Below are 25,614 nucleotides of genomic sequence, written 5' to 3'. Positions count from 1 at the left end.
TACCCTACCTTCCTACGAGGCCCATGTTATTGATAATCCGATCTAGTAATTCATCTACAGCAGTTAAACTACGTGCCGCAGCATTATATGCATGTTGATATTTAATCATATTAGACATTTCTTCATCTAAAGAAACAGAGCTTACGGACATTCTTTGATTTTCAACCTGTGATTTTAATATAACCGTATTCCCTGCCATTCTATTAGCCTCTTGGGCATTAACGCCTAGTTCACCAATTAATGATTCATAGAAAGTTTTTACTGATGTATTCTCACCTAACCCATCTAAAGGGTTCTCGAATACATCAGCCAGTTTATTAGCATTAGTTCCACTTCCAAGATCTCCATTCCCACTAGCAGCAATTAAGTCAGGGTCGCCAAGAACAGCAGAAGCAACCTTAATAGATGCCGCTGCCCCAAAATACTCTTCTTCAGGTGTTGTTGCCGCAGGGTTCCCAGCACCTACAAAAAACTTACCGCCAATATTACCCTCTAGGTCCTGTCCATCGTTATGAGCATCATTAAATGCTTCGGCAAATTCAAATGCCATTTTGTCCAAATTAGCAATCATGTCTGGGTATGTACCTTTAATGGAACCATCTGCATCTTCATATCCATATGATTCAATAAACCCTTTAAGGGATCCATTGGAAGTAAAGTCTTCTGGTTGAATTGCTTGACCACCAACAGTAATCGAGGAAACAGCACGTCCTTTATTGGTATCACCCGAATAATTAACTTTTAATTCTGTAAATTCACCGGCTTCCCCAGCAACTAAATTAATACCTAACCCTTTACCTTTGTCATTCACCAACTCAATTGTGGCCAGGCCATCTGCTATGGCAGGTGAGCTTTCACCACTTTTGGTGTACGTAACCTTGATATTTACAATACCTGACAGCTCATCAATTAAGCGGTCACGTTCATCATACAAATCATTAGCTAAATAACCGTGTGGTTCAATTTGTTGAATTTGTTTATTGATTTCGTTTACTTGAGACAATATAGAATTTGCATCCTTCACGGTGACATCAATTTGCTTCTTTATGTCAGTCCGCATGGAGCTTAATGAACTAGATAAATAATTAAAGCTTTCAGCAACAGCTTGTCCTCTTTGCGCAACAACAGACCTGGCACCTGAATTCTTTGGGTTTACCGAAAGGTCCTGAAGTGATTGCCAAAACTGATCCATCGTTTTGGCGAGTCCATTTTCAGAAGGTTCATTCATTAAACTTTCCATATGAGCGATAGAATCCGCCTTCGTTTGCCAATAACCAGCCTTACTGTTTTCCGTACGAAATTGGTAGTCTAAAAATTTATTACGAATGCGTTGTACTGTTCCAACCTCAACACCAGTTCCCATCTGGCCTGGAATTTCAGGTCTATTTCTTGAAGCAGTTGGGAATGGTGAAGTTGTTTCAAAATTAACACGTTGCCTTGTATATCCCTCTGTATTTGCATTTGCAATATTATGACCTGTCGTATACAACGCAGATTGTTGAGCAAATAGAGCTTGCTTGGCCATCTCTAGTCCGTGAAAAGTACTCATTATCTTATCTCCTCTTTACAAAATACGGAAATCCCCTAGCTAGTGGACTGAATTTTCATAACCTTATTATGCTTTAGAATCAAACACCGACCGTTTCAACGATGATTCTGTTTCTTTTTTGTTGCCGTAATTTAAGTTACTTATGGAGGGATTCATCATATCTATTGATAGTTCAACAAATTGCAATGACTGTTGAATAAGTGATTTATTTAATTGCTCTTGCTGTTTCAAGTCAGTAACGACTTTTGTCAGCCGGGTAATTACTTCCGCGACCGCTTTTTGTTTTTCATTATCTACTGTCTTTTCGAGCATTCTCGTAATAGTATGATCCTCGGTTTGCAAATTGTTTGTTTCAAACCAATTCTTAACTTCTTTCTGACGAATTGCTTCCACCTGTTCCAGTGCTTGTATATGTTTACTTTCTTTAACAATTAATGGTTGCAAGCTATCCGTATTACCTTCTTTAATCGCCTTTGTCTTTTGTTCTGAAATTGATAAAAGGCTATCATGAATCATAACAAGCTTTTCCAACGTATTAATAATTGACTGTAGGGACATATCTCGCCCTCCTTGTTAGCGTTTATTCCAAAATGCAATCATTTTTTCCGCTGTTTTTTCATGATTAACTTTGTACTCACCCGAGTCTACAGCTTTTTTGATTTCCTGTATATGTGATGCACGCTCACTACTGGGCTTTTCATTTCCCTGTAGTTGTTTAGCCTGACTGGAAATTTGCAGCTGGTCTTTCTGACTGATTTCCTTACTCACACCGTTATGCTTCTGAGCCTGCTGTTTATATGGGTTAAAATTTGTGTGATTCGAACCTTGTATTTTCATTATTACTCACCTCTTTGTGTATTGACTTTCTGTTATATACCGGTCTACCTTCTTCTTATTATTTATATCGGTTAAATTATATAAAAGTAAAGTCTTTCTAGTCCTTTTTAAAAGAATAATATGCTGCTTTTGATGTTTCTTTTTCCTTCAAACGCTTTACCCGCTCTGCTTCACGCTCTTCACTATCTAAATCCCGTAATAATTCTTCAGAACATGTAGAACAGATTTTGCCGGACTTAATACTAGTTCCACATGTTTCACAGGGATAACCAAGTTTCGGAAATTGAGAAGTCAAAAGTCTTTTTTCTTTAATGAATTTTTTAATTAAATCTCCACTTACCCCGGTTTCTTCCACAACCTCTACCATTGTTGCCTCACGGTTTTTTTTCATCCGTAAGAAACCACTAACCGTTTTAAAGGCAGTTTCTTCTTTTTCATAACAATCTTTACATATGTCTCGTAATGTTTTTAAAAAAAGTCCATTACATACTTTGCAATTTGCTAATTCGCCCATAATCGTTTCCCTCATTTTATCTAGTATATCATATAGTCTCTATCCCCTAATTAATGTCAAAGCATAGACCTCGGGACAACCATTTTCCAGTAAAAGACTTGCTGCATGCCGTAAAGTTGTACCCGTTGTATATATATCATCGACAAGAATAACGGTTTTTTTAACAGTTTCATTTAGAAAAAAAGGATTTTGTGCTGTGATTCGTTCAAATCGTGTTTTTTTTGATTGTTTTTCACCGTGAATACGTGTAAGTACGTCTCTTGTTTTAAGTGGCAGGAAATCAGATAGTATTTTGGCTTGATTAAACCCCCGCTCCTTCATTCTTTCCTGGCTTAAGGGAATTGGAACTAAAATTGAATTGCTGGGGAGTGTGCCAAATTCTTTAGCAAAGGTCTGCCTAATTGTCTGTTGAAATAGTTCACCGAGGCAATAATCACCACGGTATTTCCATTTTGTAACAATAGCTTGTATTGCAGGATTATAGGAGTAAATGGAATAGTTTTTAGTGAGCGTGTCCCCACCAACAAATAAGCTTTCCCACTTCACACAATCGGGGCAAGTGGCATCTTCACATGACCTACTACAAACTGAACAGCGTGACCCACCGATGATTTCCAAACCATCTGCACAGTTAGAGCAAATTTTTTTCTGAGATGGTAACAGTAAAAAGTTACTCCAGGTTACGGTTGAAATAATTTCTTCATCGCACCATAAACAGTACATATTAGTGAAAACCTCCCCGTTTGTTCATAGACTTAATTGATTCTATCGCCTGAACCATTGCATTCGTTTTACCGCTATGGAAAAATATCACTTCACCACTTGGATCTTCAATACTCCTTCCAGCCCTACCGGAAATTTGAACAAGGGCAGCTTCATCAAAGACTTCATGGCCAGCATCAATCACTGCAACATCAACAGAAGGAAAAGTAACGCCACGCTCTAAGATAGTTGTTGTGATTAAAACGGTGATTTCTTTGTTACGAAATTGACTAACCTTTTTTTCTCGATCAGCATCACTGGCATGCACGGTAACTAGCTCATCTGAGCGCGTTATGGTACCTAAGTTCAAAAGGTCGCGTTCAATTGTAAGTTTCATTTTCGATGCTAGATTTATTGTTGGTACAAAAACTAAGACTTGGCGATTTGAAACTTTCCTTGTTTTTAACCAGGTGAAAAAAGAAGTAGGAGGATAATAGTTTGCTAATCCTTTATGGAGTGTTAGACACATTTTCATAGAAGGTACTGGTAGGGGATTACCATGAAATCGAACAGGAACGAAAATATGTGGCAATCTTTTTCGGCTTATCTGTTTTCGGTGATGTTTTCGAGGAGTAGCTGTCAAATAGATGGTTGTACTCTTATCCTTTTGAGCTCTGTTTGTTGCGTATGGTAGCGAAGGGTCTGCATGAAATGGAAATGCATCAACTTCATCAATAATCATCACATCAAAAGCAGCCTGATAGCGAAGTAATTGATGTGTTGTTGTTAAAATAAGTTGTGCGGTACCATCGTTATCTTTACTCCCACCATATAAACCCTGAATATGGATGGTGGAAAAGGCTTGGCGAAAGCGCGGCAATAACTCACGTACGACATCCGCCCGTGGTGTTGCTAAACAAACTCGCTTACCTTCCTTTAGTGCACTGTTAATTGCCTCATAAAGCATTTCCGTTTTCCCAGCACCACAGACAGCCCAAACCAAAAGCTCTTTTTCCTGATTTGATACTGCAACTGAAATTCTATTACTGGCCAATTTTTGCCGTTCTGTCAGCTCGCCGTTCCAGGTGCAGGGGTTACTATGGCTTGACCAAACAGGATCAATCCCAGACCAGCTATAAAGTGGTTCACATTCTAGGACTCTACCCATTTCAATGCATTTACGGCAGTACAAATGAGGTTTGTTGCAATTTTGACATGGCAGCGTTCCAAACAATGATTGTTTTTTGTTGTTGCACCGTAGACAAACAGGTAATCGGAATTTTTTTAGGATAGATGGCAAAGGGGTAAATTGCATTTTTGATAGTAAGTATTGAAAATAATCTTCTTCTATATGAATTTCATTGCGGAGCAGCAGTTTCCCAGCGTAACGGCTGGAGAGTTCAAAATCTATATATGGGGCTTCTATTGAGGTATTGTTCAAACAATTTCTCTCCTATCTAACTTTAATACAAAGCCACCAAATGGGGATGGCTCCATGAGATTTTTTTATAGGCAGTAAAGAAAGCATAAAACTTTCTTTCTGCATAAGTACAACTAGGGTTTTCACCATTCAAGTTTGGAGATAAGCCAGGTTTTATAATGGATACCATCCTATTCCAATTGCACCCTGGCCCAAATGAGTACCAATTACCGGACCAAAATAGCTGATATGACATTCTATTGAGTCATATTTTTCTTCTAAGCTCTTTTTAAGATCAATTGCAACATCTTCACAATTACCATGAATAACTGCAACCTTGAGTTTTTCACCTTTTTTTACGTCTTCTTCAAGTAATTCGATCAGTCGATTTAAAGCTTTTTTACGGGTTCGTATTTTTTCAAATGGAACAATTTTTTTGTTGACAAAATGTAGAATAGGCTTAACTTGGAATAAGCTGCCAACAAGTACCTGCGCACCATTCAGTCTACCTCCGCGCTGTAAATGACTAAGATCATCCACCATAAAATAAGCGCGCACTACCATTTTCATCTGCTTTAGACGTTCAATAATTGCTTCTGGAGTTTGGTTGTCTCTTGCCATCCTGGCTGCTTCTAACGCATAAAATCCTTGTGGCAGACAACTGATTTCAGAATCAAATGGGTATACCGTAATACCTTCTACCATTTTACTGGCGCTCACCACTGCCTGGTAAGTTCCACTTATGCCGCTTGACAGGTGTACTGTCACAACAGCGTCATAATCGGCAGCAAGTTCTTCAAACTTTTCGACAACATATCCAATAGAAGGTTGTGACGTCTTTGGAAGACTGTCAGCATTCTTAACCATTGTATAAAATTCTTCTGTTGTTAGATCAACTTCTTCTTGATAAGGCACTTCTCCAAAAACAACACTTAATGGAACCATATGTATCGATTCATTTTCCCGTAATTGCTTTGGAATATATGCTGTACTGTCTGTCATAACAGCAATTTTCATTTATAATTCACTCCTAAGTTTGGTACTACCTATAATGATAGACAGGACCAAGGACCACGCTGACAAATCCACCCAGCACTTCACTATAGTTTACATGAACCGTTTAAAAAAAACATCATACAAACAAAACAAGTTAAAAATATGCCCTGACATCGAGGTCAAGGCACATGCAAATAAACGAGGAACAAATCCAATGTTTCATTTGATAAACTGTTATTCTAGTTCGACCCATCCTTTACGAATTGCCGCTACCACTGCTTGCGTTCGATCATTAACATTCATCTTTTGAAGTATATTACTAACATGGTTTTTCACTGTTTTTTCACTTATATACAACGAATCAGCAACTCCACGGTTACTTTTACCTTCAGCAAGTAATTGCAATACTTCACATTCCCTGCGAGTCAACAGGTGCAGTGGCTTACGATAATTAACTCCTAAGTTAACATGATTGGAAGAAGTTTCTTTTGAAAGTCTCCGAAATTCCTGAACTAAATTATGTGTTACTCTCGGATGTAAATACGATCCACCTTCACTTACAACCTTAATTGCTTCAATAAGCGAATCAGAATCCATTTCTTTTAATAGATATCCCTGTGCACCTGTTTTCAGAGCGTGTGTTACATAACTTTCATCATCGTGAATGGATAGAATGATAACACTAGTATCCGGATGATTCCTTACCAGATTTGCTGTAGCCTGAATACCGTTTGTGTGCGGCATGTTAATATCCATTAACACCACATCAGGCTTGTGCTTTGCCACAAGTTCTGCTGCAACATTTCCATCATCACCTTCTGCTAATACTTCAAAAGAAGTTTCGAACTCCAGTATACGTTTAACTCCCTCACGAAAGAGTTTGTGATCATCTATTAGTACTATTTTTGTAAGATCCTTTTTCAACATCATTTTCATTGGTCCTCCTACAATTTTATCTATTTTTAAATTCCCCTATTACATAGATGATTACACTAGTCTATTTCTATCGTTACTTATTTAATATCATAACGTTTCTTTTATTACTTAGGAATTATTTCATAACTTTCCTAAGTTTCACAATTCAGATTACACTAATAACAGAGAAATTACCATAGTGTAATCTAATCTTTATATGGAACACTAATAAAAACACTAGTACCTTCGCCTATAATAGAATTTATTTTTAGCGTGCCTTCCAGCATGTCTACTCTTTCACGCATTCCAATCAGACCAAATGAGTTTTCACTCTTAACGCTTGGGTCAAAACCGTGCCCATTGTCCTTGACAATCATAACAATATGGTTAGTTTTGATTTCCAGTTTAACAACTATATCTGTTGCTTCCGCATGTTTAATCGAATTTTGAACTGATTCCTGAACAAGCCTAAAAAATGCTACTTCATATTTTTGATTAAAACGATCTTCGTTACCAATAGGTATAAATTCAATATTAAGCCCTGTGTATTCTGCGACGTTGGCTATATATTTTTTTAGTGTTGGTACCAATCCTAAATCATCCAGTGCCATTGGTCGTAAATCATAAATTATTCTTCGCACCTCATACAGTGATGACCGGATCATCTTACGCATGCTACTGATTTCCCGTCTGACATGTTCCATATCACCTTCACGAAATGTTCGATCGACAATTTCAGATCGCAGGAGAATATTCGCAAGCATTTGTGCAGGGCCATCATGAATCTCCCTGGAAATTTTTCTACGTTCTTCTTCCTGTGCCTCAATAATTTTCAGACCAAATTCATGTTTTTCTTTTGCGTCTTCTATCAATTCATTAACTTTCTTAAAATCATCATTTAAATACGTAAGGATCACAGAAATTTTACCAGCTAATCCCTCAGCACGTTCAATTGTCTGATCTAACACAAGCAGCCGTCGCTCCAAATCATCACGTCTTTCCCGTAATGCTTTTTCCTGGTGCTGAAGCATAGCGAGATCGGTTTGCATGGTGTGTGTATTTTCATAGACTTGACGGATTTCTGACTCAGAATAGCGCTCAAAGTATTTACTAACCTCTAAAAGCTTCTTCCTTGAAAACCGTACCTTTTGTTCTAGCTTGTCTCCACTATTGATGTGTTCAATTACGCGATTCTTTGTATCTAGTAATTCATGTGTAAGAAGCTCATACTCCTTCCTAGATTCTTCGCTGATGTTGAAAATCTCATCTTTGCTATTCTCAACAACCTCAACCATTTCATCAATAATGCCTTCCAATGCGTTTTCGGATGTTTTCACCATATAACTCACCAACCTATTATATATTTCGACTTCTTAAACTATTTTAGTAGGGTCTTTTAGCTTATATAATGGAATATTATTCATTATACTGGTGCAAAGGTATTGGATTAAGTGTATAGTTTGCGCTTAAGTTCCTTTTATTATAGTGTTAAGAAAGGAGGGTACATGCACAATGTTATCTAGTTATTATACCATTAAACAAGAGGGTTCGTGTCAAAAAATCATTCAAAAGTCCCGTTTTTTAGGACACGTAAAGCGCGTTGAAACTGAAGAAGAAGCACAAACCTTTATTGCAGATATAAAAAAACAATTCAACGATGCGAATCACAACTGTTCTGCCTACATGATTGGCGAACATGATCACATACAAAAAGCAAATGATGATGGGGAGCCAAGCGGTACAGCTGGTGTTCCGATACTTGAAGTATTAAAAAAGCAGCAGCTGAAGGACACTGTAATTGTTGTAACACGGTATTTTGGTGGTGTTAAGCTAGGTGCAGGTGGTTTAATCAGAGCGTATAGTGGTTCTGCTTCTGATGTAATTAAAACCACTGGTGTGGTGGAACGACAACTGATGCAAGGGTTCCTAGTTACTGTTGAATACGGACTTTTAGGCAAACTAGAAAATCTATTCCGAACATCTACATACATATTACAAAAAATAGATTATCTAGAAGAGGTAGTTTTCCACATGTATGTGAAAACTGAAGAAGTGAAAGACTTCCAAAACTGGGTCGTGGACATAACCAGTGATCAAGCAGTAATTTCCGAGACAGGCCATGCATACACAGAAATAGACGTAGAGTAGTAAAGTGTAGTGTAAAATGCATTGTGAATAATTTACTATGAAAAACCATTAACCGGGTGTCAGAACCTCTTAATGGTTTTTATAGTTTTGATAAGGCCGGTTCGTCGGCGATAATAGTCACATTTTTATGCTTCTGTAAAATAGATGCCGGAAATTCTTCACTAACTTCCCCATTGATTAAATTTGCTAACGCCATGGATTTTTTCAGACCGGAAACAAGGACTACAATTTCATTACTTTCCATAATCGTTCTAATTCCCATTGTAATTGCTTTAGTTGGCACTTCATCAACCGATTCAAAAAACCTGGCATTCGCCTGTCGTGTTGACTCTGACAGTTGGACAATATGTGTTCTGCTTGAAAAAGGAGTCCCAGGTTCATTAAACCCAATATGACCGTTTGAACCTAAACCTAATAGTTGGACGTCAATACTTCCATGTTCACTTATAACCTTTTCATAGTCACTACATTCTTTTAAGATGTCACTAACATTTCCATTTGGTATATTTACATTTTTTGAATCTATATCAATATAGTTAAATAGATGTTCATTCATATAGGTGTAATAGCTGTTAGGATGGCTATGGGACAGCCCAATGTATTCATCAAGATTAAACGTAGTTACGTTGTTAAAAGAAGTTTCTTTATTCGTATATTTGTTTATTAGCTGTTTATATAATCCTTCTGGTGTAGATCCTGTAGCAAGTCCTAAAACGGGCTTTTTCAAATTGTTAATTCTGTCTAATACTATGTCACAAGCCTGTTCACTCATTTGATCGTAGTTTTTAACCTTAACTAATTTCACTGTGTTTTCTCTCCCTTGTATGCAACAATTCCCAGGCAAATAGTGTAATAAATAGTTAGCCCTTCGTCAACAAGTAAGAAATCTGCATCTTTCCCAATTTCAATGCTTCCTTTTTTATCGAATACTCCAATTTGCTTAGCCGGATTGACAGAAGCCATCTGGATGACATCTCGAAGTGTTACACCAGGAAAATTCAACATATTGTTAACGCCATCTCGCATTTTCAAAATACTCCCAGCCAACACACCATTATCCAACAGGACACGACCATTTGAAACAGTAACCGGCTGCCCCCCAAGCTCGTACCTTCCTGCTTCGAGACACTTTGCACGCATTGCATCTGTTATAAGAATCAATCGCTCGCTACCCATCGTGTCGTAAATCAATTGCAGCATTTCTTTTGAGACGTGAATTTCGTCCGCTATTAACTCCGCGCGTAGATCAGGTAGCTGAAAAGCTGCCCCAACCACCCCAATATCCCGGTGGTGGATTCCAGTCATCGCGTTACAAATATGAGTTACTTGTTTTACACCAAATTCAACAGCCGTTTTCATCTCGGAAAATCCACTTTTCGTATGTCCTGCAGACACATTCACCCCAGACTGTGCTAAATAGTTAATGAATGTTCCATTGGGATCATGCTCAGGTGCAAGAGTAACAGTTTTAATTATCGATTTTGCAGTCTTTTGCCACTTACGAAACAACTCTATATCCGGTTCCAGAATATGATCAATTGGTTGTGCACCGGCTTTACTTTTTTCAATAAATGGACCTTCTAGGTGAATGCCGATTATCTCTGCACACCCTGTCTTGTTCCTATAATTAGCGACATTTTCAATGGCACGCTCGATTTCACTTTTCGGCCGCGTAATTGTCGTCGCCAGGTAGCTGGTTGTCCCTTCTTGAGGAAGCACCTGTCCAATAGCGTCTAATGCCACTTTGCTCCCATCCATCACATCGGCTCCATTGGCGCCGTGTATATGACCATCGATAAAACCTGGAATTAAACTTTTTCCAGTTCCGTCAATGACGAGGGCATCCCGCGGGAAATCAGCAGCATTGTCCTGTTCAGAATAAACCGATTGGATTTTATTGTTTACAGCAATCAAACAACCATTCTCCACTATTTTATTTTCCATATAAATTTTTACATTCCTGATTACAACTGCAGTATCTTTAGTCATTGTTAAATCCCTTTCATGACACACTTTTCCTCTTTCTTTTCCATGTACAGATTAGTATTATAAAAGCCATCGCCATTGCTGCCCCAAACAAATCCAAGCCCACATCTCCAATATATGGCGTTCGGTTTTGTGTAAATCCCTGGTGAAACTCATCCAATATTGCGTACATACTAGTGAAAACCATAGAAAATACTAGTGTTTTACTGAGCGAAACAGATAGCGTTTTTTTGATTGCTAAGAAAAAGAGAGAGAATAAAATAAAGTATACGGTAACATGTGCACCTTTGCGTACGAAAAATTCAATAAATCCTTCTATCCCAAGCACGGAAACACTCACTTCGGAATTGTGATACTGGAAAGTAATCCAATCGAATAATGGTACAAGAAAGGAAAGGTCTATTGTATCTGATAAAAATGGCTTGATATCCTGCTCCTCATATGGGGTAGCAGATGAATAGTAAATCACACCCATCCATAGGACAGGCAATAACCAATACTTGTATTTAATCATAAAGTTAATCCCCAAATCCATATTTATCTACATATTGTTATTTTTCTTACGATGAAAAAAACCGTATGCAAGGTTCGCTCTACGGTCAAGACAAAAAAATTAGTTATCCTGTTTACTTCTCCATTTGTTGAATTCAAGGTACTCCTTAAATTGTTCTTTTGACACTCCTGAATCCATTGCTTCCTGCACGATTTTCAACCATTCACCATCAAGTTGTTCCATAGAATTATCTGCTTGTTCATCACGTATAATTTCATTTACAGTGACACCTAACACGGTACCAATCTTTTCAATGAACTGGATCGATGGGTTCGACTGAAGGTTGCGCTCGATTGAGCTTAAGTATGATTTTGCCACACCTGCTTTTTCAGCAAGTTCGGATATAGACATTTTTTTATCTTGGCGCAATTTTTTAATTTTTTCACCGATCAAGTTTCCACACCTACCTTTTGCTTTATTGTAACACAAAAAAGTGTGTGGTTCTATATTAAGCACGTTCTTAAATCAATTTTCAGTTAGTTGTCCCCCGCTTAAAAATTCCCTTACCTCCTCTGTGGTCATCCCGAGACTTTTGGCTTCCTGCAACAACTTAACCCATTCGTAATCAAGACCCGATTGCTTCACTGACTTTATCATTGTTTACCCCCATTTATTTTCCCGGGTAACCCAGCCGCCATAGCAAATTAGCCGTAGACCTGTGATTTTGCGCCCCCATTTTTCAATAAGTTTGCCCTTTTCTGAGGAACAATTTAATAATACTATTGTACTACAACTTTGGAGGGAGAGGGGTGTCTTGTTTTGTCATAAAACAACTAGTTTTGCAAGGGACGGACAAAAAGGATAGCATAGACATTCTAACTTCAAAAATTTAGTTGTTCTATATTTATAACAAACGCAAAAATTTTCTTCTTATTTTATTTTTCTGTAATAAAATAGAATAGACGTACCCGAAACTATTCGTTATAATTTAAATAATGTACCGTTTTTTAGATATGATTGATATTAGAGGAGAATTATTGTGGACACAAGAGCTGAAAAGCGAAAAGAAAAGAAAAAGCGTAAATGGCCATATTGGGTTGGTGGAATTATAATTTTGGTGATTTTGATTACTGGAACATATATGTATTATTTATACGATAAAGTCGGTGACACTGTAGCAGATATGCATGACCCACTAGCACGAGATGACGATCCCAACAGACAAAAAGAACTAAGTTCAATTGTAAAAGACAAAAAGGCAATTAATATACTTCTGCTTGGTGTTGACCAGCGGGAAAACGATGTTGGACGGTCAGATACAATGATTCTTATGTCACTTAACCCTAGTACAAACAAAATGATAATGGTTAGCATCCCGCGGGATACGTATGTTGATATTCCTGGAGTTGGAATGGATAAAATTAATCACTCTTATGCATTTGGAGGAGTTGATTTAGCTGTCAAAAGTGTTGAGAAAGCCTTTGATGTGCCTGTTCACTTTTATATAAAAGTGAATATGGAAGGCTTTAAGCAGGGAATTAATGCACTTGGTGGGGTAACAATTACAAATGACCAAGCATTTTCACAAGGTGGAGAGACTTTTAATACTGGTACGATTGATTTAAATGGTGAAGAAGCTTTAAAATATATTCGTATGCGCAAGGAAGATCCTCGTGGTGATATTGGTCGAAATGAGCGGCAGCGCAGTGTGATTAAGGCTGCAATGGATGAAGTTGCAAGCTTCTCCAGTATAACAAAAGTAAGTAACATTCTTACTATCCTTGGCGATAACGTAACAACTAACCTGAACATGGACAAAATGCAAACATTGTTTTCTGACTACCGAAATACAAGAAACAATATAGAGACACTTGAAATTAGTGGTAGCGGAGAAATGATTAATGGTGTTTGGTATTACATCGTTCCTGACCAGGAAATAAATAGAATAACACAAGCTATAAAAGATCATATGAATAATTAAGGATCGTTTTGTAGGTCTGTTTTTGCTTAATCTTCGCAGTTGATGAAAAGTGCGAAGTAGTGAAAATTGTTTTTACGCCGCCGTTCCGGCAGAATACTTCGCTTTCCACGGGCACGGCCTCAGTCTCCTCAGAAGCAAAGAACGCTTCTTCCGGGGTCTTCGGACTCGCGCTGTTCCCGTAGGAGTCTTCGTATTCTGCCTCCACTCCAATCAATATAGTATTCGCGGTGGTCGTTTGTTTAGTTCTATGCCAGCGAAGGAAATACACGAAAAACCCTGCGGGAGGAAAAGGCATCGGTGAGACCCCGCAGTGCGGAGCACGAGGAGGCTCACCAGCCTCCCTAAGGTGCGCGTAGTGTATTTCCGTAGCGGTAAGTTACTTCGCAGTTTATAGACTTTGTATGTCAAAAACAACAATCTTTTCAATAACAGCTACTGTAAAAAAAACTTTTCAGAACTGTCAGGTAATAGTTTGTGAAACTAGACAGATAAGGTGTTTAAGACGTATACTATACTCAATTATTAAACAGTGAGAAGTCATTCTAATCGTGGAATGACTTCTCTGCTATTAAGGTGGGGTCACATGAAAAAAGTTACTTTCTTTTTAGTCTTGCTACTATGTTTATTTTTGGCAGCTTGCTCTGATGATGAAGTATCACCGAATGACCGATTTGCTACATACGTAAAGAATTGGCATGATGAAGACTTTTCGAAAATGTACGATATGATTACTGAAAAATCAGCAACATCCTATACAACTGAAGAATATGTTGATCGATACAAGAAAATATACGAAGACCTGGTGGGTGTATCTGACCTGAAAATCACCTACGATAAATTGGATGAAAAAGAAGTGGAGGCTGCTCTTGAAAGTGGAAAAGCCACTTATCCATTCTCCGTTGAAATGAACACAATAGCTGGTCCTATCACCTTTGACTATGAGGCACAACTCAAACACCAAGGTGAAGAAGATAAGAAAACTTGGAATATAAAGTGGGATCCTGGTTTTATTTTTCCAGCTTTAAAAGATGGTGGAGATGTAAAAATAACTGCTACGGAACCAAGACGTGGAGAAATACTTGACCGCAACCGGATGCCACTAGCTATTAATGACATTGTCTACGAAATTGGTATTATTCCAGGTAAGCTTGGAGATTCACCTAATATCAAAATACAGGAAATTGCAGGGATTCTCGGGATTGAAGTTGCAACAATCAACAGTAAGTTAGATGCGGGATGGGTTAAACCTGACTTATTTGTCCCAATAACAAAAGTCCCCACTACAAAAGAGGCTCTATTAGATAAATTATGGGCTACTGGAGCTGTTGCTGGTAAAGAAGTAACAGGTCGTGTTTACCCATACGGGGAGTCGACAGCACATTTAGTTGGCTTCACTGGTAAAATTACTGCTGAAGAACTGGAAAAGCACAAGGATAAAAATTTCACTGCAAATGATAGAATTGGCAAGCGTGGGATTGAACAATTATATGATGAACGTTTGCGGGGTAAAGAAGGTATAAAAATACTTGTTACCGGCGAGAATCAAGAAGATGTCGTATTAGCTGAAAAACCGGTTGAGGACGGAGAGAACATTAAGCTTACGATTGACGCAGAATTACAAAAAGGCATTTATGCGACATATGAAGGTGAATCAGGAACTACTGCGGCAATCGACCCGAAGACAGGTGAAGCGTTAGCTCTTGTTAGTAGTCCGGCGTTTGATCCAAACGAATTTGTCTATGGGATTTCTCACTCCAGACTAACAGCGTTACGAGAAAAACCGAAGCAGCCTCTCATCAACAAATTTGCAGCGACTTATGTTCCAGGTTCTGCAATAAAGCCAATAACCGCATCCATTGGATTGAAGAGTGGTGTAATAGACCCTGAGGAAGAAGTTAAAATAAACGGACTAACCTGGAGTCCTGGAAAAGAATTTGGCGATTACAAAATACGCAGATTACATGCTTCAAACGGGCCAGTTGATCTACAAGAAGCCTTTGTTATTTCAGATAACATCTATTTTGCAATGAAAACACTTGAAATGGGTAGTGAAACATTTATTAATGGTTTACAAGAGTTTGGTTTCGGCGAGGATATCCCTATTGGCTATCCAATAGAGAACTCTACTTATTCTAATAATGGTAAATTAAACGATAAAGTACTCCTTGCAAATTCGGGTTATGGCCAAGGTCAAATGCAAATAAGTGCACTTCACATGGCAACTGCATATACTCCGCTATTAAATCAAGGAGACATGATAAAACCAATCCTGTTTGAAGAAGAAGAACTGGCACAGATTTGGAAGGATAATTTAATAACAGGAAAGCAAGCTTCGTTGATCAGCAACAGTCTACGAAAAGTGGTGACATCACCACAAGGTACCGCATCTGGTGCTAAGAAAGCTGACTTCCCTATCTCTGGAAAAACCGGAACAGCTGAACTGAAGAAATCAAAAGATGTTAAGTCGGGACAGGAAAATGGCTGGTTTGTTGCTTATCCTACAGAAACTCAGAATATCCTTATTGCAATGATGATCGAGCACACAGAGAAAAAAGGTGGAAGTGCTTATGCAGTAGAAAAGGTAACCAAGATTTTAAAAGAATATCAATAAAATGAAAAGCTACTCTGGTTAAGAGTAGCTTTTCATTTTATAGCAATTTCACAAGCGTTTCAAATGCCTTTTTGTCTCTTTTATCTAGAGAATGGTCGATAAGCCGCTTCACATTTTCATACTCTAACTCACCCATAATGATAGCGATTTCATTTTCTTTATATAGATTGTCATCTTCTTCTACGGACTCACTTGTATAATATGGCTTTGCAATTTCATTAAGCTGGAGTAAAAAATCAGGAATGGATACGAGTTCACTCATAGCAACTTGAATAACATCTTTGCCTTTTTGAAAAGCGAACAATGCGTCTGTATTAACAACCTTTCGTGTTCTTCGATTGATTTGAATTTCTTTTTCCTTGGTAGGGACAAATTGATAAACCTTTTCATTGATAAATAATGCAAAATACTGGTATGCGAGAATCACGCGTACATGATCATCTTCAGCTTTTATATAGTAAGGCTTTAACATTTTAACAGTTAGCATTTTTCTCCACCTCCTGAATATGGTTTAAAGAATTTTCAGTTAATTTATTTTACCTAATTTCCTTTAATAACACAAGAGAGAAATCTGTCGAAATGAAAATATTTTATTCCAGGTTCTTTTCAAAAATGCTCCTTAACCCATGCAGTTGATGCAAATTGCGACGTAGTGAAAATTCTTTTGACGCCACCGTTCCGGCAGAATACTTCGCTTTCCACGGGCACGGCCTCAGTCTCCTCAGAAGCAAAGAACGCTTCTTCCGGGGTCTTCGGACTCGCGCTGTTCCCGTAGGAGTCTTCGTATTCTGCCTTCACTAGTAAAAGTTGCGCATGAAGCCGGACCATTTTTCCCCTTGAAGAGAAAGCTATCTAGCTTTAGAAAATGCGAGATTCAATAAATCAATATTAAGTTTATCATGATGGTCGTATGTTTAGAACGGCGCCAGCGAAGGAAATACACGAAGACTCCTGCGGGAGGAAAGGCATAGGTTAGACCCCGCAGTGCGCAGCACGAGGAGGCTTACCAGCCTCCCGCGGAAAGCGTAGTGTATTTCCGTAGCGGTAAGTTACGTCGCATTCTATAGACTTTGTGTCAAAAACAACAATGTTTTAAACTCCTTTATTTTCAAAAACCAGGTCGAATTTGTTCAAAAGTTGTTTTCATTTCCTACCTAATAGTTATTAGCTGTTCAGGTGATAAAAGCTATCTTTTTTTATTGTGTACTTTCAATCGATTCAACAACCTTGTTAATGTCTAAATTATTTGAATCATACTGTTTACACTTTTCTTCTACAAGCGTTTGATAAAGACCAGCTTCCTTCAAACGTTCATTTCCTTTTCTCATGTATGATTTATACCGATCATTAAGTTCATCAATTTCAATTTTAAATTTTTCATCTGTGCCTGATGTAACCAGTTCTTTATATAAATCAATTACTTCATCGCCTTCCCTACTAGGGAAAAATTCATGAGGGTCAGTACTGTCAAAAATACAGAAATCAAGATCACGTACGAGAACCATATCGATACTGCCTGAATCAAAGCTGCAATGATATAATTCAACGTCAAAGCCGTGCTGGCTGCATGCATTTGCTATTTTTTTCATAAAAGTTGACTTACCAGTTCCTGCACGACCCTTTATAAAAAATGTTTTGGTTACATTCGATATAAGTTTGGGCACGACATTAACAATACCATTCTTTGTATTCGTTCCAAACAACCGATGGTAGATGTACCCGTTTTCCTCAGGTATTGGGCGATAGCTAAGGAGTTTATTAATAAATTCGGTAGCTAGTTGATCTGCTTTGTCAAAATTCATCTCTTTTATATAAATTTCCTCCAACTCATCGTGAACTTTTAGACCAGTTGCAAAATCTTCATAAGCCTTAGTTGTTATTAAATTTTTCCTGTCAAACAATTCATCGATTTCTGTGGAATCTACGCTACTTTTTATTTCTATAACACTAGCCCTATCGAGTTTGACTGGTCTTGCCAATACCGCTAATGACTGATCAGGAATGATGACGCCGTCCAAATATTCATTTCCGTTAATACCTCGTATTACTTCTATCTTACTGGTATCTTCATAATCACCGATTACTTTTTTAATTACAGCTGTTTTAACTGTCTCAGACGGATGTTTTAAAACAAATAGTTTATCTATGTTGAGCAAATTTGATTCAGTAAAACTTTTTAATCCTTGTGCAGTATGGCCCCATGTATAAAAATGCAGTTTTTCAAACAAGCTAACACACCCTTTCAGCATTCTATCTTACTACTTTATGCTTTATGGGCAATTGTGTGATAAAAAAGAAGTTAATATCTCTAATATCGATCCTCTCTTCTGTCTCTAAATACCGGAATACGTTCCCTCACATCATCCACCAGAGAAGGATTAACCTCACCCACAACTATTTCTTCTTGTTCGCTGCCTTCTGCAACAATCTCTCCCCATGGGTCTATAATCAAAGACATTCCACCGAATTCATTTTTGGGATCTTTCCCACTTCGGTTACAGGCTATGATATAGCATTGATTTTCAATAGCGCGTGCCTGCAGTAGGATGCGCCAGTGATTGATCCGGGCTTTTGGCCATTCCGCTACTACATACATAAATTTAGCACCCTTAAGCGCTGATTTGCGCATCCATTCAGGGAAGCGTATATCATAACAAATAAACCCAGAAGATCTAACACCAGAAAGCTCAAAAACTGCTTCATCCTTTCCATCTTCTAAGTATAAATGTTCATCCATAAGTTGAAATAAATGCAGTTTACTATATTTATGAACCAATTCACCGTTGCTATTTACCACCAGTAAAGTATTTCTTACGCCATCATCACAATTTTCAGCAACAGAACCACCAACTAAGTTGACATGATGCATTTTAGCCTGTTTCTTTAAAAATGCAATTGATTCCTTAGCATACTCGTCCGCAATGTCGTCAAGTCTTGTTAGGTCATAGCCAGTTGTCCATAACTCTGGTAGCAGAATTGTATCTGCACCATCCCCCGCTGCCTCCTCTATATATTTCGCTGCCCGAATGTAATTTGATTGTGGTTCCCCATAGTTAATATCAAGTTGAATCATAGCAATTGTTTGTTTCAAAAATGGATACCTCCTGCTTTAATAAGTGAAAAAATCATCAACATGGAACTACATATGTTGATGATTTCTTCCTATTATACGCTATTTTGCTAAATCTGACCTTTCTTCCTCTGTAAAAACTCTTGAACGCGTTAGAAAACGTTTTCCTTCAGGCCCTTCCAGGGAGAACATTCCTCCACGACCATTTACAACATCCACAATAATTTGTGTGTGCTTCCAATATTCATATTGATCCCTGGCCATATAGAATGGTGTCTCACCTATTTCTCCAAGCATTATATCAGAGTCGCCAGTTCTAAACTCGCCTCTAGGATAACACATAGGGGAACTACCATCACAACAGCCACCAGATTGATGAAACATTAGTGGACCATGCATCTCTTTTAATTTGTCGATGAGCTTGACAGCGTCATCTGTAACAGTAACCCGTTCAACCATTTTTCACACTCCTTCCGCGTCGAAAATGGTGCTTCACGTTCAGTTACTTTCTCATACTCCCAAAACTTTTTCTTTTCTTTCTGCATAAATGCAACCAAGGTTGGCGTTAAACCAATTCTTTTATTTTTTAAAAGAAACCAGCAGCACCTTCTGAGTAACTAATGAGCAAGTTCTTTGTTTGTTGATAGTGATCAAGCATCATTAAGTGATTTTCACGACCAATGCCGGATTTCTTATATCCACCAAATGCAGCATGGGCAGGATATTGATGGTAACAGTTAGTCCATACACGCCCTGCTTGAATTCCACGACCAAATCGATAAGCAGTATTAATATTACGTGTCCAAACGCCAGCACCTAGTCCATATAATGTATCGTTAGCGATTTCCATTGCTTCTTCGTTATCTTTAAACGTTGTTACAGAAAGTACCGGACCAAAGATTTCCTCCTGGAAAACACGCATTTTGTTGTTACCCTTAAAGATAGTTGGTTCAACATAATAGCCTGTTTCCATATCTCCTTCAAGCTGATTTAAATTGCCTCCAACAAGGACTTCTGCTCCTTCTTCTTTACCAATTGCAAGATACGATTGGATTTTCTCAAGTTGTTCCTGTGAAGCTTGTGCACCCATCATGGTATCTGTATCAAGTGGATGCCCAATTTTAATTTGTTTTACCCGCTCCACTGCTCTTTCCATAAACTTATCATAAATTGACTCATGAACAAGTGCTCTGGATGGACATGTACAAACTTCCCCTTGATTTAAGGCGAACATAACCAATCCTTCAATTGCTTTGTCCAAAAATCCATCGTCGGCATCCATTACATCCTCAAAGAATATATTTGGTGATTTTCCTCCCAACTCTAATGTTACTGGAATAATATTTTCTGAAGCGTACTGCATAATTAATCTTCCAGTAGTTGTTTCACCTGTAAACGCAATTTTAGAAATACGACTATTGGAAGCTAAAGGTTTTCCAGCTTCGACACCAAAGCCATTTACAATATTAAGTACACCTGCTGGAAGTAAATCCTGAATAAGTTCAGATAGAACATGAATAGAAGCAGGAGTTTGTTCAGCTGGCTTTAAAACGACACAGTTTCCAGCCGCCAGTGCAGGTGCTAGTTTCCACGTTGCCATCAGGATCGGAAAGTTCCACGGAATAATCTGTCCAACCACTCCTAAAGGTTCATGAAAATGATAAGCAACAGTATCATTATCAATCTGACTTATCCCGCCTTCCTGTGCGCGAATCGCTCCTGCAAAATAGCGAAAATGATCAATAGCTAAAGGAATATCAGCTGCTAATGTCTCCCTAACCGCCTTACCATTATCCCATGTTTCTGCAACTGCCAGCGTTTCAAGATTTTCTTCCATTCTGTCCGCAATTTTATTTAAGATATTTGCACGTGCTGCAACAGATGTTTGTCCCCATGCTTCTGCTGCATCATGACCTGCATCAACAGCTGCTTCTACATCTTCTTTTGTTGACCGAGCTATCTCACAAAACACTTTACCTGTTACAGGGCTTACATTCTCAAAATACTCACCTTTTACTGGTGGCCTGTATTCACCACCTATAAAGTTGTCATACCTTTTCTTAAATGTCACTTTTGAACCGTCTGTGTTTGGATTAGCATATTGCATAAATCATATTCCTCCTCGCATTATTGTAAACGCTTACAGATAACTGTGATGAGAATCTAAGACGCAATTCTATTTTAATTATAGCAAACAAAAAACAATTGTTGCAAGCTTTAGAGTTTTCATTCAATTGACTTCATTCGACAAAACAAAGAAACCCCAGCCATTAAACTCGACTAAGGTTTTTGTTCTGAATGATAGGTACTGTCTTTTAGATTTGGCACCCTCTATTAAAGAAAATACAAAAAAGATGCCAAGCGACATCCCCAAAAAACATTATATAGACAGTAAAGAAGCGCTAGTTACTTTTGGTTGATACGTAATCAATTATCCTAAACTATTGCTTACCCCTGAGATCAAACTAACTACTTTAATTCAGGTAGCATACGCATTTCTTTTTCCATTGAAGATTTGCATAGCGGACACTTTGGCTCTTCTTCAAAGCTATATGACTCTCTCATCCAACCTTGGCATTCTTCGCTGGAGCACTTCCATACATTTGTTTCTATTTCCGGTAACGGCTCTTTGGGCCCACGAGAAAAAGACATGAACAAAACCCCTTTCATCTGACTATCTCTATTATACTCTTTTATTGCTTACAATGAAAGCTACTGACAAATTTAGAAGGAATTAGACAAGAAAAATTTATCTTCACGCAAAAGCAAGTCGCTGTATGAAATGTCATCAGTCTAAGACGAACCGCTCAATTACCTGTGCTACACCATCGTAATCATTTGTATCCGTAACAAAATCTGCTGCCTTCTTAATTGCTTCCTGAGCGTTCCCCATAGCTACCCCAAGCCCTGCCTGCTGTATCATTTTCATATCGTTCAGACTATCTCCTACTGCCATTACTTCATCCATCGTAATTTCTAATTTTTTACAGACCTTTTGTAAAGCGCTACCTTTGTGGATTCCCTTAGGATTGATCTCAACATTATGGGGTTGTGAATTAGTCAATTCCAGCTGATCAAAATAAGACAGCTCCTGCATGAATTTTTCCAAATTACTTGGTACATGAGAAGCAAATCCAATTTTTAACCATTCATGCTCAAAAAAGTCTTTTGGACGATCCCCACGCCAAACTGCATCTGTAGCATTCATCCAGCATCCCATGTCATAATCCTTACCAAGATTCCACATTTTTTCAATTAAGCCAGCACCAATTGTATTCCGGTCAATCAGTTCTTTTTCAACTGTCCAAATCTCGCCACCATTGCTTGTTACAAGATACGATTTTAACCCGAGCGATTCGGCATACGGATAACATGAACCTAACCAGCGTCCCGTACTAATGACAACATGCACATTCTTAGCCAACGCTTGTTTAATCGCTTCCCTGTTTCGTTCAGTTATTTTTTCATCAGTTGTTAGTAACGTTCCATCCATATCAAGTGCAATAAGTTTAATTTTCGTTTCTGACTTCTCCATGTTCATTCTCCTTTGTTTATCGCTATTTTTCAGTTAATCTGCGGTCATATAAATATGTAGTGAAATACGGAATAACTAGTAAACCTAGCAGAACGAAAAACAGCAACTGAATGTTGTATATGTCTACTATTAATCCACCCAACAGTGGACCTACCATACGTCCAGCTGCGCCAACACTATTGACAATTCCCTGATAGAAACCAGCCCTACCTCGTGGTGCTAATTCATTAGCGAGGGTTGGGATTGCCGGCCATACTATCATTTCGCCAATTGTTAAAATAGCCATAGATACAGCAAATAATGTAAAAGCTTCTGCAAACATTGTTATGGAAAAAGCGAGAATAATAATTGTATTTCCAAGGTATATTTGTTTTTTGGTTGATGTTACCCGATCTGTAATCAATTTTAACAGAGGTTGGCCCAAAACGATAAGAAATCCATTTATTGCCCAAAGCATACTATATTGCTCAAGCCCAATTCCGATATCCTGTGTATAGGATGCGATAGTCGATTGCCATTGACTGTATGCAATCCAGCACACTAATAATCCCCCACATAGAATGAGTAAAGCAGTAAACGCTGTTTTATTTTTAATAGCAGTATTCTGCTCAAATACGCTGGTGTGCATTTGTGGATCACGTTCTTTATCCATTTGTTTAAAAGTCATCAAGACAATCACTAAAAAAACACCAAACAGAACTGCGTTTGCAACAAAAATATAATTAAATGAGATACTTGCAATGTATCCCCCCAAAGAGGCGCCAAGTGCTACACCTAAATTCTGTGCAACGTATATCGCATTAAATGCACGTCGTCCTCCCTCTGGCCAAACAGACCCTGCCATAGCAAACATTACTGGCCAGGTCATACCTGCACCAAATCCAATCAGAACTAGCAAAATCGAATAGGGAATGATGCTATGAAAGAAAATCATAATTGCTGAACCAGAAAATGCTACCGACATACCAATAATAATCGTCTTGTAAGCACTAATTTTGTCGTACAACATTCCACCTATCATATTTCCTGCGATGGATGCCCCTTGGTTAAACATCAAAATGAACCCCGCAAAAGCTAAACTTTTACCGAGTTCGTTATGCATATAAATAGTATTCAGTGGCCATAAAAAGGACGCTCCCGTTACGTTAACTGTAGTGGCTATTGCTAATAGCCATATGTATTTCGGCATTACTGTCATCTCGCTTTACCCGTGTATTCATTCAAGCTATTTTAAACTATTTTGGGTGACTAAGCAATACCATTATTTCTAGTTCTTAACCTTTACAACAAAAAGAATTAGCGTGATGAGGTAGACCAGGATCATGATCGGTAAAAAATAAATACTGGGCGACAGGATATTCGGCAGTGAAACGTATACTAGGCAGCACAATATAAGCACTGTTTCCAAATTAAATAAGGTCATGTAGAACTGTGCGACAGGATAAATTCGAATCGCATTTTCCTCTGTAATGCTTACTGGCAGATTAAATGTACGTGGTGCTTTGCTAATTAGATATAATCCAATAAACATGAAACTCGCAACAAGCGGAAGGATAAAGATAGTTTTTTTCCCACCCCATCCATCAGCTTCACCAGCCAAATTAAAATGTGTTGGTATCCTTTCAGGGAGGGTTGGATACAAAATGATTAGATAGATTAGTGTTCCCAGTATGGATAGAATTCATAGTGCATTAACAATTTTAACCTTCTTCATGGTAGGGAAGTCAACCTTTGGATGATTGTTCAATGTTATACCTCCTACTTAACTTACGTACCACCACGATAAAAGGTTTCCAGTTTGTGTAAAACAGCCTCGGTATCCCTAGCTGTTTTTTGTGCCTCTGTAACAGAAATCGGATAAAAATGTATGGTGTCATTTGGTGCTAACTGTGCGATTTTGGGCAAGTCAGACGACATAACCGTTCCAAGACGGGGATACCCGCCTGTAGTTTGCCGGTCCGCCATTAGAATAATTGGTTCACCATTCCCTGGCACTTGTATTCCACCAAACGGTACCGGGTCAGACCAGATTCCCTCTTCATTTGGTTTAACACTTTGTTCGGATTTCAGTCGGTATCCCATCCGGTTAGAGTTGGGTCCAACTGTATACGTATTAGTGAAAAAAGTATTGCGAGCCTGTTCAGAAAAAGTAGTAGTATGAGGACCTTCCACAACACCTACTTTAACTTCATTGGTATATGATGGTAATAATTTTTTGTCTATTGAAACACCATCTTTTCGGGGGGTTTTGACACCATATAGAATTGTATTCTTTTCAAGCTCCATTCCCAGACCACTGTTTTGATCGGTGGATTTACTGCCAAAATATGTGGTGATAGTAAACCCACCAGCAACAGCAATATAGGCACGCATACCAGAACACCTCTTGCCAAATGAAAGCACGTCACCTGGTTTCAGGCTAAATGATTTCCACATTGGCGCGGGTTTTTGATTAAGGGTTGGAGATAAATCCGCACCGGTTATAGCTAAAGTAATTGTGGCTTTCGCTTCGATTGATGGACCAATTAACGTTACCTCCATGGCAGCCTCGTTACGTGAATTACCAACTAAGATATTTGCAACTTGAAAAGCAAATGTGTCCATTGCCCCGCTAACAGGTATCCCAAACTGCTGGTAACCATACCTCCCCATATCCTGGAATGTAGTTAATATACCTGGCTTCATAACGCGGGCTAGCTCATATTTTTTCATGGATTCACCTCCAAAGGGATTTTATATATTGGGTTTAATACATTATGTTTATGACTTTGATTAGCGTTAGTCATGCGGTACAGTGTGCTGTGTGGCAGTTTTAACCATGTTTGGAGTAGCGTCGCTCAACTTTTTGGTGCATTGG

27 protein-coding genes and 1 riboswitch are annotated in these 25,614 nt (G+C 38.3%); of the genes, 3 read left to right on the top strand and 24 right to left on the bottom strand.

The features are described from left to right. Window positions 1-4: 4 nt before the first annotated feature. The 9 genes from flgK to ACOI1D_RS02955 all read right to left on the bottom strand — a co-directional run bounded on the left by flgK (window position 5) and on the right by ACOI1D_RS02955 (window position 8,273). A complete protein-coding gene (gene flgK, locus ACOI1D_RS02995; RefSeq protein WP_422499109.1) occupies window positions 5-1,549 on the bottom strand; it encodes a flagellar hook-associated protein FlgK in 1,545 nt (514 codons plus the stop codon). A 66-nt stretch (window positions 1,550-1,615) separates the two neighbouring features. Beyond that, complete coding sequence (locus ACOI1D_RS02990; RefSeq protein WP_422499108.1) at window positions 1,616-2,107, bottom strand: flagellar protein FlgN; 492 nt, start codon at window positions 2,105-2,107, stop codon at window positions 1,616-1,618. A gap of 15 nt (window positions 2,108-2,122) precedes the next feature. Continuing rightward, a complete protein-coding gene (gene flgM, locus ACOI1D_RS02985) occupies window positions 2,123-2,386 on the bottom strand; it encodes a flagellar biosynthesis anti-sigma factor FlgM (protein ID WP_422499106.1) in 264 nt (87 codons plus the stop codon). A 97-nt stretch (window positions 2,387-2,483) separates the two neighbouring features. Further along, a complete protein-coding gene (locus ACOI1D_RS02980) occupies window positions 2,484-2,900 on the bottom strand; it encodes a TIGR03826 family flagellar region protein (protein ID WP_422499105.1) in 417 nt (138 codons plus the stop codon). A 39-nt stretch (window positions 2,901-2,939) separates the two neighbouring features. Beyond that, window positions 2,940-3,623, bottom strand: coding sequence for a phosphoribosyltransferase family protein (locus ACOI1D_RS02975; RefSeq protein ID WP_422499103.1), 684 nt, complete (start codon window positions 3,621-3,623; stop codon window positions 2,940-2,942). Between the two features lies 1 nt (window position 3,624). Next, the gene (locus ACOI1D_RS02970) at window positions 3,625-4,770 is read right to left on the bottom strand and encodes a DEAD/DEAH box helicase (RefSeq protein ID WP_422499101.1); all 1,146 of its coding nucleotides are present in this window, start codon (window positions 4,768-4,770) and stop codon (window positions 3,625-3,627) included. A gap of 426 nt (window positions 4,771-5,196) precedes the next feature. After that, window positions 5,197-6,039 carry a DegV family protein gene (locus ACOI1D_RS02965; protein ID WP_422499100.1) on the bottom strand — a complete coding sequence of 281 codons (843 nt, stop codon included), beginning with the start codon at window positions 6,037-6,039 and terminating at the stop codon, window positions 5,197-5,199. Between the two features lie 213 nt (window positions 6,040-6,252). After that, window positions 6,253-6,945 carry a response regulator gene (locus tag ACOI1D_RS02960; RefSeq protein WP_422499160.1) on the bottom strand — a complete coding sequence of 231 codons (693 nt, stop codon included), beginning with the start codon at window positions 6,943-6,945 and terminating at the stop codon, window positions 6,253-6,255. A 194-nt stretch (window positions 6,946-7,139) separates the two neighbouring features. Next, entirely contained in the window at window positions 7,140-8,273 is a 1,134-nt protein-coding gene (locus ACOI1D_RS02955) for a sensor histidine kinase (protein ID WP_422499099.1), read from the bottom strand. Window positions 8,274-8,445: 172 nt separating this feature from the next. Here ACOI1D_RS02955 and ACOI1D_RS02950 point away from each other — a divergent pair, with 172 nt between their 5' ends. Further along, window positions 8,446-9,081 (top strand): YigZ family protein, encoded by a 636-nt coding sequence (locus ACOI1D_RS02950; RefSeq protein ID WP_422499097.1) that lies wholly within the window; start codon window positions 8,446-8,448, stop codon window positions 9,079-9,081. Between the two features lie 79 nt (window positions 9,082-9,160). Here the strand turns inward: ACOI1D_RS02950 and nagB are convergent, their stop codons facing one another. The 5 genes from nagB to ACOI1D_RS02925 form a co-directional block, all read right to left on the bottom strand. Continuing rightward, window positions 9,161-9,886, bottom strand: coding sequence for a glucosamine-6-phosphate deaminase (gene nagB / locus ACOI1D_RS02945; protein WP_422499096.1), 726 nt, complete (start codon window positions 9,884-9,886; stop codon window positions 9,161-9,163). Then, a complete protein-coding gene (gene nagA / locus ACOI1D_RS02940) occupies window positions 9,883-11,070 on the bottom strand; it encodes an N-acetylglucosamine-6-phosphate deacetylase (RefSeq protein ID WP_422499094.1) in 1,188 nt (395 codons plus the stop codon). The genes nagB and nagA overlap by 4 nt, the downstream gene beginning before the upstream one ends. 13 nt (window positions 11,071-11,083) lie before the next feature. Next, window positions 11,084-11,581: a VanZ family protein gene (locus tag ACOI1D_RS02935; protein ID WP_422499093.1), complete on the bottom strand. Its 498-nt coding sequence runs from the start codon at window positions 11,579-11,581 to the stop codon at window positions 11,084-11,086. Between the two features lie 99 nt (window positions 11,582-11,680). Beyond that, entirely contained in the window at window positions 11,681-12,013 is a 333-nt protein-coding gene (locus ACOI1D_RS02930; protein ID WP_422499092.1) for a helix-turn-helix domain-containing protein, read from the bottom strand. A gap of 72 nt (window positions 12,014-12,085) precedes the next feature. Further along, the gene (locus tag ACOI1D_RS02925; RefSeq protein ID WP_422499091.1) at window positions 12,086-12,217 is read right to left on the bottom strand and encodes an anti-repressor SinI family protein; all 132 of its coding nucleotides are present in this window, start codon (window positions 12,215-12,217) and stop codon (window positions 12,086-12,088) included. 21 nt (window positions 12,218-12,238) lie between these two features. After that, window positions 12,239-12,323: riboswitch (cyclic di-GMP riboswitch) on the bottom strand. Window positions 12,324-12,599: 276 nt separating this feature from the next. On the opposite strand from ACOI1D_RS02925, the gene ACOI1D_RS02920 reads away from it, so the two are divergent. Beyond that, window positions 12,600-13,541, top strand: coding sequence for an LCP family protein (locus ACOI1D_RS02920; protein ID WP_422499090.1), 942 nt, complete (start codon window positions 12,600-12,602; stop codon window positions 13,539-13,541). 583 nt (window positions 13,542-14,124) lie between these two features. After that, window positions 14,125-16,152, top strand: a complete 2,028-nt coding sequence (locus ACOI1D_RS02915) for a penicillin-binding transpeptidase domain-containing protein (RefSeq protein WP_422499089.1) — start codon at window positions 14,125-14,127, stop codon at window positions 16,150-16,152. A gap of 37 nt (window positions 16,153-16,189) precedes the next feature. Here the strand turns inward: ACOI1D_RS02915 and ACOI1D_RS02910 are convergent, their stop codons facing one another. The 10 genes from ACOI1D_RS02910 to ACOI1D_RS02865 form a co-directional block, all read right to left on the bottom strand. Beyond that, complete coding sequence (locus ACOI1D_RS02910) at window positions 16,190-16,639, bottom strand: IDEAL domain-containing protein (protein WP_422499087.1); 450 nt, start codon at window positions 16,637-16,639, stop codon at window positions 16,190-16,192. A 709-nt stretch (window positions 16,640-17,348) separates the two neighbouring features. Next, window positions 17,349-18,380, bottom strand: a complete 1,032-nt coding sequence (locus ACOI1D_RS02905; RefSeq protein WP_422499086.1) for a hypothetical protein — start codon at window positions 18,378-18,380, stop codon at window positions 17,349-17,351. Window positions 18,381-18,460: 80 nt separating this feature from the next. After that, the gene (locus ACOI1D_RS02900; protein WP_422499085.1) at window positions 18,461-19,243 is read right to left on the bottom strand and encodes a carbon-nitrogen family hydrolase; all 783 of its coding nucleotides are present in this window, start codon (window positions 19,241-19,243) and stop codon (window positions 18,461-18,463) included. A gap of 81 nt (window positions 19,244-19,324) precedes the next feature. Next, window positions 19,325-19,681: a DUF779 domain-containing protein gene (locus ACOI1D_RS02895; RefSeq protein ID WP_422499084.1), complete on the bottom strand. Its 357-nt coding sequence runs from the start codon at window positions 19,679-19,681 to the stop codon at window positions 19,325-19,327. Between the two features lie 127 nt (window positions 19,682-19,808). Beyond that, complete coding sequence (gene adh / locus ACOI1D_RS02890) at window positions 19,809-21,329, bottom strand: aldehyde dehydrogenase (protein ID WP_422499083.1); 1,521 nt, start codon at window positions 21,327-21,329, stop codon at window positions 19,809-19,811. A gap of 362 nt (window positions 21,330-21,691) precedes the next feature. Then, window positions 21,692-21,874, bottom strand: coding sequence for a cold-shock protein (locus ACOI1D_RS02885; RefSeq protein ID WP_422499082.1), 183 nt, complete (start codon window positions 21,872-21,874; stop codon window positions 21,692-21,694). A 136-nt stretch (window positions 21,875-22,010) separates the two neighbouring features. Further along, entirely contained in the window at window positions 22,011-22,757 is a 747-nt protein-coding gene (locus ACOI1D_RS02880; protein WP_422499081.1) for a Cof-type HAD-IIB family hydrolase, read from the bottom strand. 22 nt (window positions 22,758-22,779) lie between these two features. Beyond that, window positions 22,780-23,946 (bottom strand): MDR family MFS transporter, encoded by a 1,167-nt coding sequence (locus tag ACOI1D_RS02875; RefSeq protein ID WP_422499158.1) that lies wholly within the window; start codon window positions 23,944-23,946, stop codon window positions 22,780-22,782. Between the two features lie 78 nt (window positions 23,947-24,024). After that, window positions 24,025-24,426, bottom strand: coding sequence for a DUF1648 domain-containing protein (locus ACOI1D_RS02870; protein ID WP_422499156.1), 402 nt, complete (start codon window positions 24,424-24,426; stop codon window positions 24,025-24,027). A 98-nt stretch (window positions 24,427-24,524) separates the two neighbouring features. Beyond that, a complete protein-coding gene (locus ACOI1D_RS02865) occupies window positions 24,525-25,469 on the bottom strand; it encodes a biotin-dependent carboxyltransferase family protein (protein WP_422499080.1) in 945 nt (314 codons plus the stop codon). Window positions 25,470-25,614 lie beyond the last annotated feature (145 nt).

This window comes from Virgibacillus sp. DJP39 (assembly GCF_049310925.1).
Lineage (GTDB): Bacteria > Bacillota > Bacilli > Bacillales > Amphibacillaceae > Virgibacillus_F.
Note: the sequence above shows the minus strand (reverse complement) of the source record. Positions and strands in the feature narration are given on the sequence as shown.